The organism is Citreimonas sp., assembly GCF_042096055.1.
In the GTDB taxonomy this organism is placed as follows: Bacteria; Pseudomonadota; Alphaproteobacteria; order Rhodobacterales; family Rhodobacteraceae; genus Citreimonas.
In genome coordinates this window covers 50,696-67,387 of record NZ_JBELMH010000008.1, presented here as the reverse complement: position 1 = coordinate 67,387, position 16,692 = coordinate 50,696, and the positions used below count along the sequence as shown (strand labels likewise).

The following is a 16,692-nucleotide window of genomic DNA, read 5'->3' as shown; positions in this document are numbered from 1 at the left end:
ACAGCCGCTACCGCGGCAGGGCGGATTCCCATGCACTCACCTCGATTGCCATCTTGCCGCGCTTGCCGTCGACGACCCGGATCGCCAGCGCCTCGCCGGGCTGGAGATCGGCGAGGCCCGAGCGGCGGAGCACCTCGATATGCACGAAGACATCCTCGGGCTTGCCGAAGACGTTGGCAAACCCGAATCCCTTCGCCTTGTCGAACCACTTCACGCGGGCGGGTTCGGGCACGGCGGCGGCCATGATCTCGGGGTCGATCGTCTCGAAATCGGCCAGCGGCGCGCCGTCGACGACGTCGGGCGCCTCGATGCGGACCACCTCGGTCGCTTGGACGCCGCGGGCAGTGAACTGGACCACGATCTCGACCGCGGCACCGTCGGCGACCGAGCTCTGGCCGAAATTACGCAACACGTTGGCATGCAGCAGGATGTCGGGCCCGCCCCTGTCCGCGACCACGAAGCCGAACCCCTTGTTCGGATCGAACCACTTGACCCGGCCTTCTACGCGTTCCGTTGCCCGCTCTTCTTCGCTCAAACCGTACCCGTCCAATTCCCTGACGTCACACCGTATCGTGTTTCAACATTGTATCGCACAAGACAAGACGACCGGCCGAGCAAATTTGTGTCAACACCGGAATGCATCCGCGACAGCCCCCTACGGATTCAGGCGCTCGACCGACCAAGGCTCGCCCGCCCCCTCGCGACGCCAGCGGAAGCGGTCGTGCAGGCGAAAATCGCCGTCGGCCCAGAACTCGATCTCGACCGGGTCGATGCGGTAGCCGCCCCAGAAGGGCGGCCGCTCGGGGTCGGTGCCCTTGGCGGCGGTGACGCGGGCGACCTCGGCCATCAGCGCCGCGCGCGAGGACAGCGGCCGGCTCTGCTTCGACGCCCAGGCGCCCAGCCGGCTTTTGAGCGAGCGCGAGCGGTAATAGGCGTCGGCCTTGGGACCGGCCTCGCGGGTGACGGTGCCGCGCACGCGGATCTGCCGGCGCAGAGACTTCCAGTGCATCACGAAGGCGGCCTTGCCGGCCTGCTCGATCTCGGACGCCTTGGCGCTTTCGTAGTTGGTGTAGAAGACGAAGGCGTCGTCCTCGATCGCCTTGAGCAGCACCATCCGCGCGTTCGGCAGCCCGTCGGCGTCCACCGTGGACAGCGCGATCGCGTTCGGGTCGTTGATCTCCGACCCCTCGGCCTCGGCCAGCCAGGCGCGCGCCAGCGCGAACGGGTCGTCGCCGGCGAAGATGCCCTTGCGGTCGCTCATGCTCGTTCTCCTCCCTCGGGTGACGGGGGTCGTTCGATGCGACCCGCCTGCCCCCATGTGTCTTTCGCGTCCGCCCGCCCGGCACAACCGCATCCGCCAAATCCGCGCGTCTTGATGGAGGATCGCCGATGTCCTAAGGGACGCCAGAGGGAAAATGGGCGGAATGGGACAGATGTCAAATCAGCTGATGGCGGGAAAACGCGGCCTCATCATGGGGCTGGCCAACGACAAGTCGATCGCCTGGGGCATCGCCAGGGCCTGCGCCGATGCGGGTGCCGAGCTTGCGTTCTCGTTCCAGGGCGAACCGGTCAAGAAGCGCGTCGTGCCGCTGGCCGAGAGCCTCGGCAGCGACATCGTCCTGCCCTGCGACGTCAGCGACGGCGCCAGCATCGACGCGCTGTTCGACGGCCTGCGCGCGCGCTGGGACAGCCTCGACTTCGTCGTCCACGCCATTGGCTATTCCGACAAGTCGCAGCTGCGCGGCCGCTACGTCGACACGACGCACGACAACTTCATGATGACCATGGACATCTCGGTCTACAGCTTCACCGCCGTGATGCAGCGCGCGAGCGCGATGATGACGAACGGCGGCAGCGCGCTGACCATGACCTATTACGGCGCCGAGCGGATCATGCCGCATTACAACGTGATGGGCGTGGCGAAGGCCGCGCTCGAGGCATCCGTGCGCTACATGGCCGAGGATCTGGGCAAGGACGGCATCCGCGTCAACGCGATCAGCGCCGGCCCGATCAAGACGCTGGCGGCGTCGGGCATCGGCGATTTCCGCTACATCATGAAGTGGAACGAGTACAACTCGCCCCTGCGGCGCAATGTGACCACCGAGGACGTGGGCAAGTCGGCGCTGTACCTGCTGTCGGACCTCGGGTCGGGCGTGACGGGCGAGACGCATCACGTCGACGCGGGCTACCACGTGGTGGGCATGAAGGCCGTCGGCGCCCCGGACATCACGAAGGCGTAAGCCCTGCCGGGCCGGTGCCCGAAGTCTCGGCAAGCCCCCGCGCCCCGGCCCCGGGGCGTTTTCGTTTGACACGGGTGCCGCGCGATCCGTCAATCGGGGAACGTATCAACGCGGATCGACGACGATGGACTGGACCCATATCCTTGCCTTCAACCTGACGCTGCTGGCGGCGATGGCGGCGCCCGGCCCTGCGCTGCTGTTCGCCCTGCGCCAGTCGATCGCCGGAGGGTTCGCGACCGGCGTGGCCACCGGTCTGGGGCTGGGACTGGTCGCGGCCTTGTGGACCGGGGCGGCGCTGCTGGGCCTGCACATCGTCTTCGCGCTGTTCCCCTGGGCCTTCCTGGCGATGAAGGTCGCGGGCGCGCTCTACCTGCTGTGGGTCGCGGTGCAGCTGTGGCGCAGCGCGCATCAGCCGGTCGCCGACAGCGCCAACCCCGGCGCGCGCGCGTTCCTGGGCGGCATGCTGGTCAACCTCGCCAACCCGAAATCGGTGCTGTTCGCCGGCTCGGTGCTGGTGGTGATCTTTCCCGCCGGGATGAGTCTGGGCGAGAAGGCCTTCGTCGTGCTGAACCACTTCGTGGTCGAGGTCGCCGTCTACACCGCCTTCGCCGCCCTGCTGGCCACGCCGCCGGCGCGGGCGGGCTACCTGCGCCTGAAGCCGGTGATCGACCGCGTCGCGGCGGCGATCCTCGGCGCGCTGGGGCTGCGGCTGCTGCTTGGACGCTAAGACTTCCCTCGCCGCGCCGCGCTTGCTAAAGCGCGTCGCACGAGACTCCGGGGGATGAGGCGATGAACGACAGGCTGCCGCACGAGAAGGGCTTTCACGTCAGCTGGGACCAGTTGCACCGCGACGCGCGCGCGCTGGCCTGGCGGTTGCAGGGGCACGGACCCGATGACGGCGCCTGGCGCGCTGTGGTGGCGATCACCCGCGGCGGGATGGCGCCCGCGATGATCGTCGCGCGCGAACTGGACATCCGCACCGTCGATACGATCAGCGTGAAAAGCTACAACCACCAGGAACAGGCCGAGCCGCGCATCATCAAGACGCCGGACATGGACATCGTGGGCGACGGCACCGGCGTGCTGATCGTCGACGACCTGGTGGATACCGGCCGCACGCTGGAAGTGGTGCGCAAGACGATGCCCAAGGCGCATGTGGCCACGGTCTACGCCAAGCCGCAGGGCCGCCCGCAGGTCGAGACGTTCGTGACCGAAGTCAGCCAGGACACCTGGATCTTCTTCCCGTGGGACATGGCGCTGCAATACGTGAAGCCCTACCGCGGAACCGACTGAGTTCCGCGGCGGGACGGGGGCTCTGCCCCCTCTTGGCCTGCGGCCAATTCACCCCCGGGATATTTCAGGACCAAAGAAGCCCGGGCGGGCAGACCAGGAGTTCCGCATGAGCCGCACCGCCGCCACGTTCCATCCGCCGATCCCCGAGGCGCGCCGCTGGCTCGAGGGCGTGACGTTTCCGGAAGACCGTCCGCTGATCAACCTCAGCCAGGCGGCCCCGGTCGAGCCGCCGCCGGCCGAGTTGCGCACGGCGATGGCGGGGTTCCTCGAGGACCCGACGACGCATCTCTACGGGCCGGTTCTGGGCAACGACGATTTGCGCGCGGGCCTCGCGCGGAACTGGGCGGCGCATTACGACGCACCGGTGGATGCGGGCCAAGTGGCCATCACCTCGGGGTGCAACCAGGCCTTCGCGGCGGCGATCGCGGCGCTGTTTGACGAGGGCGACGAGGTCATCCTGCCGACGCCGTGGTACTTCAACCACAAGATGTGGCTGGACATGAGCGGCGTGCGCGCCGTGCCGCTGGCGACCGGCGACGACCTGTTGCCCGACGCCGACGCCGCGCGCGCCCTGATCGGCCCGCGTACCCGCGCCATCGCCATCGTGACCCCGAACAACCCCGGCGGCGTGGAATATCCCGCCGCGACCGTGGCCGCCCTGTTCGAGGTGGCGCGCGCGGCGGGCATCCGGCTGATCGTGGACGAGACCTACCGCGATTTCGACGCGCGCGAAGGCGCGCCGCACGACCTGCTGACGCGCGACGGCTGGGACGAGACGCTGGTGCAGCTCTACAGCTTTTCGAAGGCGTACCGGCTGACCGGGCACCGGGTGGGTGCCATGATCGCGAACCCGGCGCTGCTGGCCGAGGTCGAGAAGTTCATCGACACGGTCACGATCTGCCCCGCTCAACTGGGCCAGCGCGCGGCACTGTGGGGGCTGGAGAATCTCGGGCCCTGGCTAGCGGGCGAGCGGGCCGAGATCCTGGCCCGACGCGCCGCGATCGAGACCGGGATGGCTCGGCTGGAACCACTCGGCTGGCGGCTGAAGGGGCTGGGGGCGTATTTCGCCTATCTCGAACACCCCTTCGCGATGCCGGCGGACGAGGCGGCGCGGCGCATGGTGCGCGACGCGGGCATCCTGATGCTGCCCGCGACCATGTTCGTGCCCGAGGGCGACGCCAGCGGCGCGCGGCATTTCCGCATGGCCTTCGCCAACGCCGATGCCGCCGGGCTGGCCGAGACGTTCGCGCGGCTGGCCGCGCTGGACTGGCCCCTTGCAGGGCCGCAAGGCGGGCGATAGTCAAGGCGGGCATTGCCCCGGGGGGACCTTCATGGCCAAGGCCAAACGCTCGATCTCGCAGACCTTCGTCTGGATTCTTCTCGCCCTGCTGATCCTCGGCCTCGCCGGGTTCGGCGCGACCAACTTCTCGGGCACGGTCAGCTCGGTCGGACGGGTCGGCGACACCGAGATCTCGACCACGGATTACGCCCGCGCGCTGCAGAACGAGATGCAGGCGATGCAGGCCCAGACCGGGCAGGCGATGTCGTTCCAGCAGGCGCAGGCGCAGGGCCTGCCGCAGGCGGTGCTGTCGCGGCTGGTGCTGCGCGCCGCGCTGGAAGACGAGGCCGACCGCATCGGGCTGTCGGTGGGTGACGAGCCGCTGGCCGCGGACCTCGCGGCGATCCAGGCGTTCCAGGGCCCCGACGGGCAGTTCGACCGCGAGGCCTATGCCTTCGCGCTGCGCAACGCGGGCCTGTCCGAGGCCGAGTTCGAAGCGGATCTGCGCGCCGAAAGCGCCGCCACGCTGTTGCAGGCCGCCGTGCTGGCGGGCGTGGTGCTGCCCGACACCTATGTCGACACGCTGGTGGCCTATGCCGCCGAGCAGCGCGACTTCACCTGGGCGCGGCTGGCGCCCGCGTCGCTCAACACGCTGCTGCCCGCACCCACCGACGACGAGCTGCGCGCCTTCTACGACGAGAACATCGACGCCTACACCCAGCCGCGCGCCAAGCGGATCACCTATGCGTGGGTGACGCCGAACATGATTCTCGACTCCGTCGAGGTGCCCGAGGATGCGCTGCGCGCCGCCTACGAGGAGCAGGAGAACCGCTTCAACATGCCCGAGCGGCGCCTGGTCGAGCGGCTGGTGATGCCGAACGCCGAGGCCGCCGACGCGGCCGCCGCGCGGATCGCCGAAGGCGAGGCCACGTTCGAGGACGTGGTCGAGGAACGCGGGCTGGCGCTGGTCGACACCGACATGGGCGACATGGCCCGCGAGGGCCTGGGCGACGCCGCCGAGGCGGTGTTCTCGGCCGAGGTGGGCGAGGTCGTGGTGGCGCCGTCGCCGCTGGGTCCCGCGCTCTACCGCGTGAACGGCGTGCTGTCGGCGCAGGAGACGAGCTTCGAGGAGGCGATCCCGATGCTGCGCGACACGCTGGCACTGGACCGCGCGCGGCGCGTGATCGAGGGCCTGGCGCAGGGCATCGACGACGAGCTGGCCGCCGGCGCCACGCTGGAGGAGATCGCGCAGAGCACCGAGCTGGAGCTGGGCGAGATCGCCTGGACCGGCGGCGCCGACGCGGGCGGCATCGCCGGCTACGAGGCCTTCGGCGACGCCGCGCGCGCCGTCGAGGAGGGCGATTTCCCGCAGGTCGAGAGCCTGGGCGACGGCGGGCTGTTCGCACTGCGCCTCGACGGCATCCGCGAGGCGGCGCCCCTGCCCTTCGACGAGGTCCGCGACCGCGTCGACGAGGACTGGCGCGCTGTACAGCGGCAGGACGCGCTGGTCGAGCGCGCCGAGGCGCTGGCCGAGCGCATCGAGGCGGGCGAAAGCTTCGTCGAGGTGGGCCTCGAGCCGCAGGAACGCGACGGGCTGGGCCGCGGCGCGCAGGTCCAGGGCCTGCCCGCCGGCGTGGTCGAGACGGTGTTCGAGATGGATGAGGGCGCGGTGCGCGCGATCGCCGCGGGCGACGGCGCTGTCGTCGTGCAGCTCGACGCGATCACCGCGGCGGACGCGGAAAGCGACATCGCGTCGACCTTCGCCCAGCAGGTCGAGGACCAGGCGGCCAGCACCGTGTCCGAGGACCTGTTCCGCGCGCTGGCCGAGGACATCCAGGCCCGCGCCGGGGTGGAAATCGACCAGCAGGCGCTGAACGCCGTGCACGCGAACCTGCCCTGATGGCGGTGCTGACGCCCGGCTACGACGCCTTCGCCGCGCGCTACGAGGCGGGCGAGAACCAGGTCGTGCATGCGCGGCTGGCGGCGGACCTCGATACGCCGGTGTCGCTGATGCTGAAGCTGACGGGGGCGTCGCGCGACGCCTTCATGCTGGAATCGGTGACCGGCGGCGAGGTGCGCGGGCGCTATTCCATCATCGGCATGAAGCCCGACATCGTCTGGCAGTGCCACGGCGACAGGGCCCGCATCAACCGGCAGGCGCGGTTCGACCCGGATGCCTTCGAAGACCAGTGCGACGATCCGCTAACCGCGCTGCGCGCGCTGATCGCGGAGTCGCGCATCGACCTTCCCGACGATCTGCCGCAGGCCGCCGCGGGCCTGTTCGGCTATCTGGGCTACGACACGATCCGGCTGGTCGAGCATCTGCCGGACGTGAACCCCGACCCGTTGGGCCTGCCTGACGCGATGATGATGCGGCCGTCGGTCGTGGCGGTGCTGGACGGCGTGAAGGGCGAGGTCACGGTCGTCTCGCCCGCCTGGGTCAGCGATGGCCTCTCGGCGCGCGCGGCCTACGCGCAGGCGGCCGAGCGGGTGATGGACGCGGTGCGCGATCTCGAACGCGCGCTGCCGCAGGCCAGCCGGTCGCTGGGCGACGCGGCCGAGCTGGGCGAGCCGGTGTCGAACTTCAGCCACGACGCCTACCTTGCAGCGGTCGAGACGGCCAAGGAATACATCCGGGCCGGCGACATCTTCCAGGTGGTGCCGTCGCAGCGCTGGACGCAGGATTTCCCGCTTCCGCCCTTCGCGCTCTATCGATCGCTGCGGCGCACGAACCCGTCGCCGTTCATGTTCTACTTCAACTTCGGCGGCTTCCAGGTCATCGGCGCCTCGCCCGAGATCCTCGTCCGCGTCTTCGGCCGCGACGTGACGATCCGGCCCATCGCGGGCACGCGGCCGCGCGGGGCGACGCCCGAGGCGGATCGCGCGCTCGAGGCCGATCTGCTGGCCGACCACAAGGAACTGGCCGAGCACCTGATGCTGCTGGATCTTGGCCGCAACGACGTGGGCCGTGTATCGAAGATCGGCACCGTGCGCCCGACCGAGGAATTCGTGATCGAGCGCTACAGCCACGTCATGCACATCGTCAGCAACGTGGTGGGCGAGCTGTCGGACGAGCACGACGCGCTGTCGGCGCTGCTGGCGGGCCTGCCCGCGGGCACCGTGTCGGGCGCGCCCAAGGTCCGCGCGATGCAGATCATAGACGAGCTCGAGCCCGAGAAGCGCGGCGTCTACGGCGGCGGCGTGGGCTATTTCAGCTCGGGCGGCGACATGGACATGTGCATCGCGCTGCGCACGGCGATCGTGAAGGACGCGAAGCTGTACATCCAGGCCGGCGGCGGCGTGGTCTACGACAGCGATCCCGAGGCCGAGTACCAGGAGACGGTGCACAAGTCGAACGCCATCCGGCGCGCGGCGGCGGATGCGGCGCGCTTCACCGGCGGCGGCAACGGCTGAGGGCCGCATGGGGGCGCTGCCCCCTCTTGGCCTGCGGCCAATTCACCCCCGGGATATTTGAGGACCAAAGAAGTCGCGGGCCCGGCTTTCCTTCCGGCGCGCGCGGGTTAAGGTGCGGCCCAGCACAGGCAGGAGACAGCACATGGCGGACAAGGACCCTCTGGTCGTCTTCACGCCCTCGGGCAAGCGCGGGCGGTTCCCGGCGGGCACGCCGGTGCTGAGCGCGGCGCGGCAGCTGGGCGTCGATCTCGACAGCGTGTGCGGCGGGCGGGGCATCTGCTCGAAATGCCAGGTGACGCCGGCCTACGGCGATTTCTCGAAGCACGGCGTGACGGTGGCGCCCGACGCGCTGTCCGAGTGGAACGCGGTCGAGCAGCGCTACCAGGACAAGCGCGGGCTGAAGCCAGGTCGGCGGCTGGGCTGCCAGGCCAGCGTGCAGCGCGACGTGGTGATCGACGTGCCGCCCGAAAGCCAGGTGCACCGGCAGGTGGTGCGCAAGGCAGCCTCGGCGCGGGTGATCGAGATGGATCCGGCCACGCGGCTGTTCTACGTCGAGGTCGACGAGCCCGACATGCACGAGCCCACCGGCGACCTGGAGCGGGTCGCGCGGGCGCTGCGGCAGCAATGGGACATCCCGCGCGTCGAGGCCGAGTTCGCGCTGCTGGGCCAGCTGCAGAAGGTGCTGCGCAAGGGCGCGTGGAAGATCACCGTGGCGCTGCACAAGCCGCATGCGGACGCGGTGCCGCGGCTGGTCGCCGCCTGGCCCGGCCTGCACGAGGGGGGGCTGTTCGGGCTGGCGATCGATCTCGGCTCGACCACGATCGCGGCGCATCTCACGGACCTGGACACCGGGCAGGTCGTCGCCTCGGCCGGGGTGATGAACCCGCAGATCCGGTTCGGCGAGGACCTGATGAGCCGGGTCAGCTACGCCATGATGAACCCCGGTGGCGATGTCGAGATGACGCGCGTGGTGCGCGAGGCGATCGACACGCTGACGGTCGAGATCGCCGCGGAGGCCGGCATCGACCCCGCGCTGATCCTGGAGGCGGTGTTCGTCTGCAACCCGGTGATGCACCACCTGCTGCTGGGCATCGACCCGGTCGAGCTGGGCCAGGCGCCGTTCGCACTGGCCACGTCGGGCGCACTGGCGCTGTCGGCGGTGGAAATGGGGCTGGCCGCCCTGCCCGGTTCGGCGCAGGTCTACATCCTGCCCTGCATCGCGGGCCATGTGGGGGCGGACGCCGCCGCCGTCGCGCTGTCGGAAGAACCGGGCAAGTCCGAGGACCTGGTGCTGGTGGTCGACGTGGGCACCAACGCCGAGATCCTGCTGGGCGACCGAAGCCGCGTGCTGGCCTGTTCGTCGCCCACCGGGCCGGCCTTCGAGGGCGCTCAGATCAGCTCGGGCCAGCGGGCCGCACCCGGCGCGATCGAGGCGATCCGGATCGACCCTGAAACGAAAGAGCCGCGCTTTCGCGTGATCGGCTGCGAAAAGTGGTCGAACGAGGACGGGTTCCGGGAAGAAACCGCGCAGTCCGGGATCACCGGCATCTGCGGGTCCGGCATCATCGAGGCGGTGGCCGAGATGCGCATCGCGGGCCTGCTGGACCCGTCGGGGCTGATCGGCTCGGCCGAGCAGACGGGCACCGGGCGGTGCGTCGCGGACGGGCGCACGCATCAATACGTGATCCATGACGGCACGGACTCGGGCGGTCCGCGCATCACGGTGACGCAGGGCGACATCCGCGCGATCCAGCTGGCGAAGTCGGCACTGTATGCCGGCGCGCGGCTGTTGATGGACGAACGCGGAGTCGACACGGTCGACCGCGTGGTGCTGGCCGGCGCCTTCGGCGCGCATATCTCGCCGTTGCACGCGATGGTGCTGGGCATGATCCCCGACGTGCCGCTGGACCGCGTGACCAGCGCCGGCAACGCGGCCGGCACGGGCGCGCGCATCGCGCTGTGCAACGTCGCAGCCCGGCGCGAGATCGAGCGCGTCGTGCGCGAGATCACCAAGGTCGAGACCGCGATCGAGCCGCGCTTCCAGGAGCATTTCGTCGCCGCCAACGCGATCCCGCACGCGACCGACCCGTTTCCGGAGCTGTCGAAGGTGGTGGACCTGCCGAAGGTCGCCTTCGGCGCGGGCGGCGATGGTGGACGCGACGGCGGACGCAGGCGCCGCCGCCGCGCCTGAGCGTCAGGGCCAGAGGATCGCGACGTAGGCGACGTAGCCCGCGGCCAGCACCGCGCCCTCCCACCGGGCGATGCGCATGCCGGTCCAGGCGAGCGCGACGATCAGCACCGACACGGCGATCATCACCAGGTTGTCGAAGCTGACGATCTCGGCCGGGACGGTGCCGGGCGCGATCAGCGCCGTGGCGCCGCCGATGCCGAGGATGTTGTAGATGTTCGAGCCGATGATGTTGCCGAAGGCGACGTCGCTCTGGCGCTTGAAGGCGGCGACGACCGAGGTGACGAGCTCGGGCATCGAGGTGCCGACGGCGACGATGGTCAGGCCGATCACGGTTTCCGAGATGCCGAAGCCGCGCGCCAGCGCCGTGGCGCCGTCGACGAGGAAGCCGCCGCCGACGATGACGCAGGCGAGTCCCGCGATCGCGATCAGAACCGAGACGAGGATGCCGGTCTTCGGCTGCGCCTGGTCGGTCGTATCGGCGGTCTTGCGCCGTTCGATCATGAAGGTGACGACGATGTAGGCCACCAGCCCCAGCAGGAAGGCCACGCCCACCGCGCGTCCCAGCGGCATCAGCGCCGAGACGATCGAGAACGCCACCGCCACGGCCAGCATCACCGCGCCGTCCCGGCGCAATGCGGCGCGCGCGACGGCGATCGGGAACAGCAGCGCCGCGAGGCCGCCGATCAGCAGGATGTTGGCGATGTTCGAGCCGACGATGTTGCCGTAGGCGATGCCGGGTGAATCGGCCAGCGCGGCGCGCACCGAGGTCACCAGTTCCGGCGTCGAGGTGCCGAAGCCCACCAGCGTCAGGCCGATCACCAGCGGCGAGACGCGCAGAGCCGTCGCCACGTTGACCGCGCCGCGCACCAGGAATTCGCCCCCCAGGATCAGCAATACCAACCCGCCCGCCAGGGGCAGCCAAACGTCCATCATTCGTCAGGTCCTTCCAGAATCCGTCCCGGCCACGGGTCATGCCGCGCCGGCGCATGCTCAGGTGCGCATGCGCGGAGCAAAGCGCAAGCCATGCCAATGATTTGTTTTTCGGACGGGATCATGACACGGCGGCACGGCGGCAAGCGCCGCACGGCCCGGTCAGACGCGTTTGCCCGCCCAGCTCTTCACGGCCAACGAGCGGACCCGCGCGATGGTTTCCGCACCGACGTCGGTCAGGCGTTCCGGGCGGTGCGGCTGGTCGTGAAACAGGTAGAGGCGCGACAGGAACTTCTCGAACTCGAGACTGCCCTCGCCGTGGCGCTCGCCGTTGCCGCCGGTGGTGACAGTCACGCCGTGGCCCCAGTCCTGGCCACTGTCGTTGTTGGGGTTGTAGAAGTAGACGCGCGTCTCTCCCTTGCGGCCGGTGGCGACGCGCAGGATGGTGATGGCGTGCCAGCCGATGAACGTGCCTGTGGCGTCGGTGAAGGCGATGCCGGCGGGCTGCGGGTGGATCAGCGGCCGGTTGCCGTTGTGCCGCGGGTGATAGCTTTCGTGGAAGCGGGCGACGAAACGGTCGTAATCGTCCAGCTTCCCGGTCTCGACGTCCACGGCGACGGCGCAGTCGCGCGCGACCCACCAGCCGTGGAACTCGGGGTTGATCCAGCGGTGCGGGTCGCCGCCGCGGGAGGCGCACATGCGCCCCATCTCGGCGTAGATGCGGTCGAGATGCGGCACCAGAAGGACCGAGACCGGATCGGCGTCGATCGGCCCGAACCCGGCAAGGCCGGCGGGGAGTTCGGCGGACGAGATCGGCGTGCCCTCGAACTGCATGACGATGGTCTCGGCCTCGGCGGCCTGCACGATGAGGTGCAGCAGGTAATCGGGATCGTTCAGCGCCCACATCGAGATCGCGCGCGCCGACTGGCAGGTCGGGTTCGCACCCTGCCCGACGCCCAGCGGCAGGCCGAGCACCTCGATGATGCCCGACAGAAGGTACGTGCTGGGCCGCGCCTGCGGGCCGAAGCCGAGGGCCAGACGCTCGCGCACCGCCGGGGCGAGGTCGATGGTCAGCGCGCGGCGCAGGGCCGGCGCCAGCGGCGAGGAGTGCAGCACGCCGCGGTCGAGCAGCATCGCCATGCCGTAAAGCGCCTGCGGCGTCGCGGGCGTGACGGCGGCGCGGATCAACTCCTCGACCAAACCGCGGAAGTGCCGCCAGCAATCGAGGCCGGTCGAGCCCAGCCCCAGCGCGTCCGGCACCAGCGGCCGGTCGGGATAGTCCAGCGCCCAGAGCAGAAAGCCCACGTGGTAGTCCGACACCAGCCCGGTGTCGTGCATCGAGCGCGCGAAGCCCGTCGCCTCGCGCGCGAGGCCCGCTTCGTCCATGTGTTCGAGCCGCTCGAAATAGGCCGACAGGCCCGGATCGTCGAGCGTCTCGGCGGTGGGGCCGAACAGCGCGCTGACCAGACGCTCGGCGCCCAGCCGCTCCGCGCCCGGCTCGGACCCCTGGCGGTTCAACGCGACGGCCATCTGCGTGACCATGTCCTTGACCGGCCCCATCTGGACCGGGCGCTGTTCGAGGATGCGCCAGATCTCGGCCACCATGACGCCGAGCACGTCGCGCAGGCCGATCCGCTTGGCGATCAGCCGCAGGATGCGCGACGAGATGGTCGCCCGCTCGCCCGCGGCGCGGCTGGCCTCGTCGGAAAATTCGAAGAAGCGCGGCAGGTTAAGCGCCAGCACCTGCGTCAGGAAGTGCCGCGCGTGGTCCTGCGGCAGGCTGGGATGCTGCGCCTCGCCGGTGGCGACGGCGAGGAACCGCATGAGGCTGGTCGCCTCCATCGCGGCCAGCGCGCGGTTGGTGCCTTCCAGCGTCTTGCCGGACAGCTGCGGCAGCAGCGCCGTGGGCACGTCCCAGTCCGAACCGCTGAACAGCCCGGCCCGGTCCAGCCGGATGGCGCGATCGTACAGAGCCTCGACGCCGCCGGGCGTGCCCAGAAGGCGCCCCACGACGTCCAGAACCGGCCCCTGGTGGCGCCGCTTCGAGAACGCCCGCGCCTGTTCCAAGCGTTCGGTTGCGACGTCGAGCGTGCCCGAAAGCCGCTCGGCGTCGCTGGTTTCGTTCGTCATCAGGCCATGTGCCACGAGATGGCCCCGCTGGTTGCCTTACACATAGAAATCGAGGTCTTCCTGCGCCTTCAAGAGGTCACGCAGCGTATGCGCGTCCTCTCCGAAGAAATACGCAAGACCCCAGTGCGTTCCGAAGGCGGTCCGCTTGGTGACCTTCTGCTCCATCGGCTCGGCCAACTCGTGCCACTCGAAATACGGGTGGTTCGCCGTCTCGGGCGGAATCTCGAGCTTGCTGACCACGCGGCGGCGCGGATAGACGCCGAAGCAGCCGGCATGGCCCTTGGCGCCGGTGACTTCCTCGGGGAAGAAGGCGTCGATCTCTTCCTGCGTCGTCTTGGGATCGAACATCAGCACCAGGCCCTGGTAGCCGTTGAAGCCGTAGGCGCGCTCGATCAGCTCCAGCGCCTTGAAGCCCGGCGGACGGTACGCGACCTCGCCGAAGTAGAGCTGGTTGTCGCTGGTCAGGAAGTATTCCGGGTGGATGAAGCCGAACTCGATGTCGAAGGTCTCGATCAGCTTCTCGATCTCCTGCGTGATGCGCGCGCGGTGCGCCTCGAGCTCGGGCGTGGCCGGCACGAAGACCGAGTAGCCCAGCGTCACGTATTCCGAGATGTTCAGGAACTGGATCTTGCCGTTCTTGATCCACGCCTCGACCGCGAATTCCCAGCCGTCGAGGTGGCTCTCCAGCAGCGCGGGAAACTCGTCGTCGGGGATGTTGTCGACGTCCTCGGGCGTGCGCACGACGCGGTGGCCGGCGGTGCCGGACTTGTCGAACGCCTTGAAGTGGATCGGGTCGTTCGGGTCGCCGTCGAGCTTCAGCAGCGTCTGGTTCACGCGCTTGAGGAAGCGGATCACGTCGCCGCGGTCATGCGCTTCCTCGAAGACGCCGACGCGGATGCCGCCCAGCTGCGCGCGCCGCTTCATCAGCGACTTGTCGCGGAACAGCATCGACTGGCCCAGCAGGCGCGGGTTGCCCAGCAACACCGCGTTGACCGCGCCGGCCCATTCGACGGTTTCCTCATAGAGCGGGATGGCGACGTCCACGCCCTCGTCCTTGAGCTTGTTGGCCAGTTCGTACGAGCGCTCGTTCAGGCGGTCGAAATCCCACCCGATGAACGGGATGTCGTTCTGCTGGCAGTATTCCTCGGCCCACGGCGGAGCCACGATGATGTAGCGCCGGTCGAACCGGTCCACCGCGTCGATGGCGTTCAGGCTCCAGCCCAGCAGGGCCACATAGCCTTTTTCGGGGTCGTAGTCGGTCATCCGTCTTGCTCCCATTCCATTTTCCGCGTCCGCGTCGTGCGGGCATGCCCTGAAGGCGCCCGGCCAAGGCCACTTTCTCGACGAAGCGCTGAAGGAAAGGGGGCCGGGGCTGATGTCAGGGCTCGGTCCTGCCATTAACCTTAGTTTCCGTAGGGTCGGAATTCAACCGCGCGGCCGAAATGAGCCGCTGCCGGAGCGCCGGTCCCGGCACGGCGTCTCTTGCGAGAGCGAAGGAAACCTGCCAATTTCGAACGCAAACGCAAACGGGCCCATGTCACAGACCTTTCGTTATCCGGAGATCCTCGAGATCGCGCGGCGCGACGGCAAGGTGACCGTCGACGGGCTGGCACGTCATTTCGGCGTCACGTTGCAGACCATCCGCCGCGATCTGTCCGAGCTCGCCGATGCCGGCCGGCTGGAACGCGTGCACGGCGGCGCGGTGCTGCCCTCGGGGACCACGAACATCGGCTACGAGGAGCGCCGCGCGCTCAATGCCGAGGAGAAGGTCGCCATCGCGCGCACCTGTGCCGCGTCCATCCCCGACGGCGTGTCGCTGTTCATGGGCATCGGCACCTCCGCCGAGGCGGTGGCGCAGGCGCTGCTGGATCACCGCGAGCTGCTGGTGGTGACCAACAACATGAACGTCGCCAACATCCTGGTCGCCAACCCGCATTGCGAGATCGTCGTGACCGGCGGTCAGCTGCGCCGCTCGGACGGCGGGCTGGTGGGCAACATGGCCGTGGCCACCATCGCGCAGTTCAAGTTCGACCTGGCGGTGATCAGCTGCTCGGCGCTGGACCGCGACGGCGACATCCTCGACTTCGACATCCAGGAGGTCAGCGTCAGCCAGACGATCCTGCGCCATGCGCGGCGCAGTTTCCTGGTGGCGGATCACTCGAAGTTCTCGCGCAGCGCGCCGGCGCGGGTGGATTCGCTGGCCGCGATCGACACGCTGTTCACTGACCGGCCGCTGCCCGCCCCCCTCGCCCGCAAGTGCGAGGTCTGGGGCACGCGGATCACGCAGGCGCAGTGACGCCCGGCTCGAAGACGAAGTGTGACTCGGCCCGGAAGGTCTGGCCCGGTGCCAGCGTGACCTGATCGCGCCAGGCGTTGTTGGGCGCGTCGGGCCAGCGCTGCGGCTCGAGCGCCATGCCCGCGCGCGCGCCGTAGGCGCGGCCGTCGAGGCCCGCGCCGGCGGGGATCGCCAGCGCGCCGCCGTCGAAAAGCTGCAGACCCGGCTCGGTGCTGAGGATGCGCATGCCCAGGTCCGACGTGGACAGACGCGCGATCTCGCGCAGCGGCCCTGCCGCCTCCGCGATGCACAGATTGTGGTCGGCGCCTGCCGGCACCGGCCCGCCCTGCCGCAGGTCGAACGGCGTGCCCTCGACGGACGCGAGCTCGCCCGTGGGCACGCCACCCTCGCCCGGCATGTACCGGTCTGCATGCACGGTCAGCACGTGGTCGTCGATCGTGTCAGCGCCCGAGAGGTTGAAGTAGAGATGCGGCGCAAAGCTGCAAATCGTCGGCGCGTCGGCGGTCGCGGTGTAGGTCACGCGCAGGGCCGCGCCGTCGAGTTCGTAGTGCAACTGCACGTTCAGCGTGCCCGGAAAGCCCATGTGCCCGTCGGGGAGCGTGTCCGACAGCAGCACATGGCCGGGCCCGTGATCCTCGATGCGCCAGCTGCGCCGGCCGGTGCCGTCCTGCCCGCCATGCAGCATGTGGCGCCCGCCCTCGTTGCGGTCGAGCTGCACCGTCCTGCCGTCGACGATCGTATCGCCACCCACCACGCGGTTGGCCAGCCGCCCGACGGAGACGCCCAGGTAGAGCGGGTTCTCGGTGTAGTCCTCGACCCTCTCGAACCCCAGCACCAGCGGCCGGTCGAGCCCCGCCAGCCGCAGGTCGCGCAGCGCGCCGCCGAAGCTGAGGATGCGCGCCTGCAGGACGCCGTTGTC

General features: G+C 69.6%; 14 protein-coding genes. 8 read left to right on the top strand and 6 right to left on the bottom strand.

What is annotated here, in order from left to right:
• Positions 1–7: 7 nt before the first annotated feature.
• Both ACFDTC_RS03850 and pdxH read right to left on the bottom strand, forming a co-directional pair.
• Complete coding sequence (locus ACFDTC_RS03850; protein WP_375257551.1) at positions 8–535, bottom strand: cold-shock protein; 528 nt, start codon at positions 533–535, stop codon at positions 8–10.
• Between the two features lie 120 nt (positions 536–655).
• Positions 656–1,261, bottom strand: coding sequence for a pyridoxamine 5'-phosphate oxidase (gene pdxH, locus ACFDTC_RS03845; RefSeq protein WP_375257550.1), 606 nt, complete (start codon positions 1,259–1,261; stop codon positions 656–658).
• 172 nt (positions 1,262–1,433) lie between these two features.
• Here pdxH and fabI point away from each other — a divergent pair, with 172 nt between their 5' ends.
• From fabI to ACFDTC_RS03810, 7 genes are all read left to right on the top strand, one after another.
• Positions 1,434–2,240, top strand: coding sequence for an enoyl-ACP reductase FabI (gene fabI / locus ACFDTC_RS03840; protein WP_375257549.1), 807 nt, complete (start codon positions 1,434–1,436; stop codon positions 2,238–2,240).
• 124 nt (positions 2,241–2,364) lie between these two features.
• Complete coding sequence (locus ACFDTC_RS03835) at positions 2,365–2,967, top strand: LysE family translocator (protein ID WP_375257548.1); 603 nt, start codon at positions 2,365–2,367, stop codon at positions 2,965–2,967.
• A 62-nt stretch (positions 2,968–3,029) separates the two neighbouring features.
• Positions 3,030–3,533 (top strand): xanthine phosphoribosyltransferase, encoded by a 504-nt coding sequence (gene gpt / locus ACFDTC_RS03830; RefSeq protein ID WP_375257547.1) that lies wholly within the window; start codon positions 3,030–3,032, stop codon positions 3,531–3,533.
• 106 nt (positions 3,534–3,639) lie between these two features.
• Positions 3,640–4,833, top strand: coding sequence for an aminotransferase (locus tag ACFDTC_RS03825; RefSeq protein ID WP_375257546.1), 1,194 nt, complete (start codon positions 3,640–3,642; stop codon positions 4,831–4,833).
• Between the two features lie 31 nt (positions 4,834–4,864).
• Positions 4,865–6,712: a SurA N-terminal domain-containing protein gene (locus tag ACFDTC_RS03820; protein ID WP_375257545.1), complete on the top strand. Its 1,848-nt coding sequence runs from the start codon at positions 4,865–4,867 to the stop codon at positions 6,710–6,712.
• Complete coding sequence (gene trpE, locus ACFDTC_RS03815) at positions 6,712–8,226, top strand: anthranilate synthase component I (protein ID WP_375257544.1); 1,515 nt, start codon at positions 6,712–6,714, stop codon at positions 8,224–8,226. Before ACFDTC_RS03820 ends, trpE begins: the two co-directional genes overlap by 1 nt.
• A 142-nt stretch (positions 8,227–8,368) precedes the next feature.
• Positions 8,369–10,417 carry an ASKHA domain-containing protein gene (locus ACFDTC_RS03810; protein ID WP_375257543.1) on the top strand — a complete coding sequence of 683 codons (2,049 nt, stop codon included), beginning with the start codon at positions 8,369–8,371 and terminating at the stop codon, positions 10,415–10,417.
• Between the two features lie 3 nt (positions 10,418–10,420).
• Here ACFDTC_RS03810 and ACFDTC_RS03805 read toward each other — a convergent pair whose 3' ends face one another.
• From ACFDTC_RS03805 to ACFDTC_RS03795, 3 genes are all read right to left on the bottom strand, one after another.
• Positions 10,421–11,350, bottom strand: coding sequence for a calcium/sodium antiporter (locus ACFDTC_RS03805; RefSeq protein WP_375257542.1), 930 nt, complete (start codon positions 11,348–11,350; stop codon positions 10,421–10,423).
• A 159-nt stretch (positions 11,351–11,509) separates the two neighbouring features.
• The gene (locus ACFDTC_RS03800; protein ID WP_375257541.1) at positions 11,510–13,477 is read right to left on the bottom strand and encodes a hypothetical protein; all 1,968 of its coding nucleotides are present in this window, start codon (positions 13,475–13,477) and stop codon (positions 11,510–11,512) included.
• A gap of 36 nt (positions 13,478–13,513) precedes the next feature.
• Positions 13,514–14,740, bottom strand: a complete 1,227-nt coding sequence (locus tag ACFDTC_RS03795) for an acetyl-CoA carboxylase biotin carboxylase subunit family protein (RefSeq protein ID WP_375257540.1) — start codon at positions 14,738–14,740, stop codon at positions 13,514–13,516.
• A 271-nt stretch (positions 14,741–15,011) separates the two neighbouring features.
• Here ACFDTC_RS03795 and ACFDTC_RS03790 point away from each other — a divergent pair, with 271 nt between their 5' ends.
• Positions 15,012–15,773, top strand: a complete 762-nt coding sequence (locus tag ACFDTC_RS03790) for a DeoR/GlpR family DNA-binding transcription regulator (protein WP_375257539.1) — start codon at positions 15,012–15,014, stop codon at positions 15,771–15,773.
• Here the strand turns inward: ACFDTC_RS03790 and ACFDTC_RS03785 are convergent.
• The coding region (locus ACFDTC_RS03785) for an aldose epimerase family protein (RefSeq protein WP_375257538.1) at positions 15,757–16,692 on the bottom strand (936 nt) is incomplete at its 5' end. The genes ACFDTC_RS03790 and ACFDTC_RS03785 overlap by 17 nt on opposite strands.

Bases quoted from the DNA above. Each gene is read 5' to 3' on its own strand.
- gpt (WP_375257547.1), top strand. From the start codon at position 3,030: ATGAACGACAGGCTGCCGCACGAGAAGGGCTTTCACGTCAGCTGGGAC.
- ACFDTC_RS03800 (WP_375257541.1), bottom strand. From the start codon at position 13,477: ATGACGAACGAAACCAGCGACGCCGAGCGGCTTTCGGGCACGCTCGAC.
- ACFDTC_RS03810 (WP_375257543.1), top strand. From the start codon at position 8,369: ATGGCGGACAAGGACCCTCTGGTCGTCTTCACGCCCTCGGGCAAGCGC.
- pdxH (WP_375257550.1), bottom strand. From the start codon at position 1,261: ATGAGCGACCGCAAGGGCATCTTCGCCGGCGACGACCCGTTCGCGCTG.
- trpE (WP_375257544.1), top strand. From the start codon at position 6,712: ATGGCGGTGCTGACGCCCGGCTACGACGCCTTCGCCGCGCGCTACGAG.
- ACFDTC_RS03820 (WP_375257545.1), top strand. From the start codon at position 4,865: ATGGCCAAGGCCAAACGCTCGATCTCGCAGACCTTCGTCTGGATTCTT.
- ACFDTC_RS03835 (WP_375257548.1), top strand. From the start codon at position 2,365: ATGGACTGGACCCATATCCTTGCCTTCAACCTGACGCTGCTGGCGGCG.
- ACFDTC_RS03790 (WP_375257539.1), top strand. From the start codon at position 15,012: ATGTCACAGACCTTTCGTTATCCGGAGATCCTCGAGATCGCGCGGCGC.
- ACFDTC_RS03805 (WP_375257542.1), bottom strand. From the start codon at position 11,350: ATGATGGACGTTTGGCTGCCCCTGGCGGGCGGGTTGGTATTGCTGATC.
- ACFDTC_RS03825 (WP_375257546.1), top strand. From the start codon at position 3,640: ATGAGCCGCACCGCCGCCACGTTCCATCCGCCGATCCCCGAGGCGCGC.
- fabI (WP_375257549.1), top strand. From the start codon at position 1,434: ATGTCAAATCAGCTGATGGCGGGAAAACGCGGCCTCATCATGGGGCTG.
- ACFDTC_RS03795 (WP_375257540.1), bottom strand. From the start codon at position 14,740: ATGACCGACTACGACCCCGAAAAAGGCTATGTGGCCCTGCTGGGCTGG.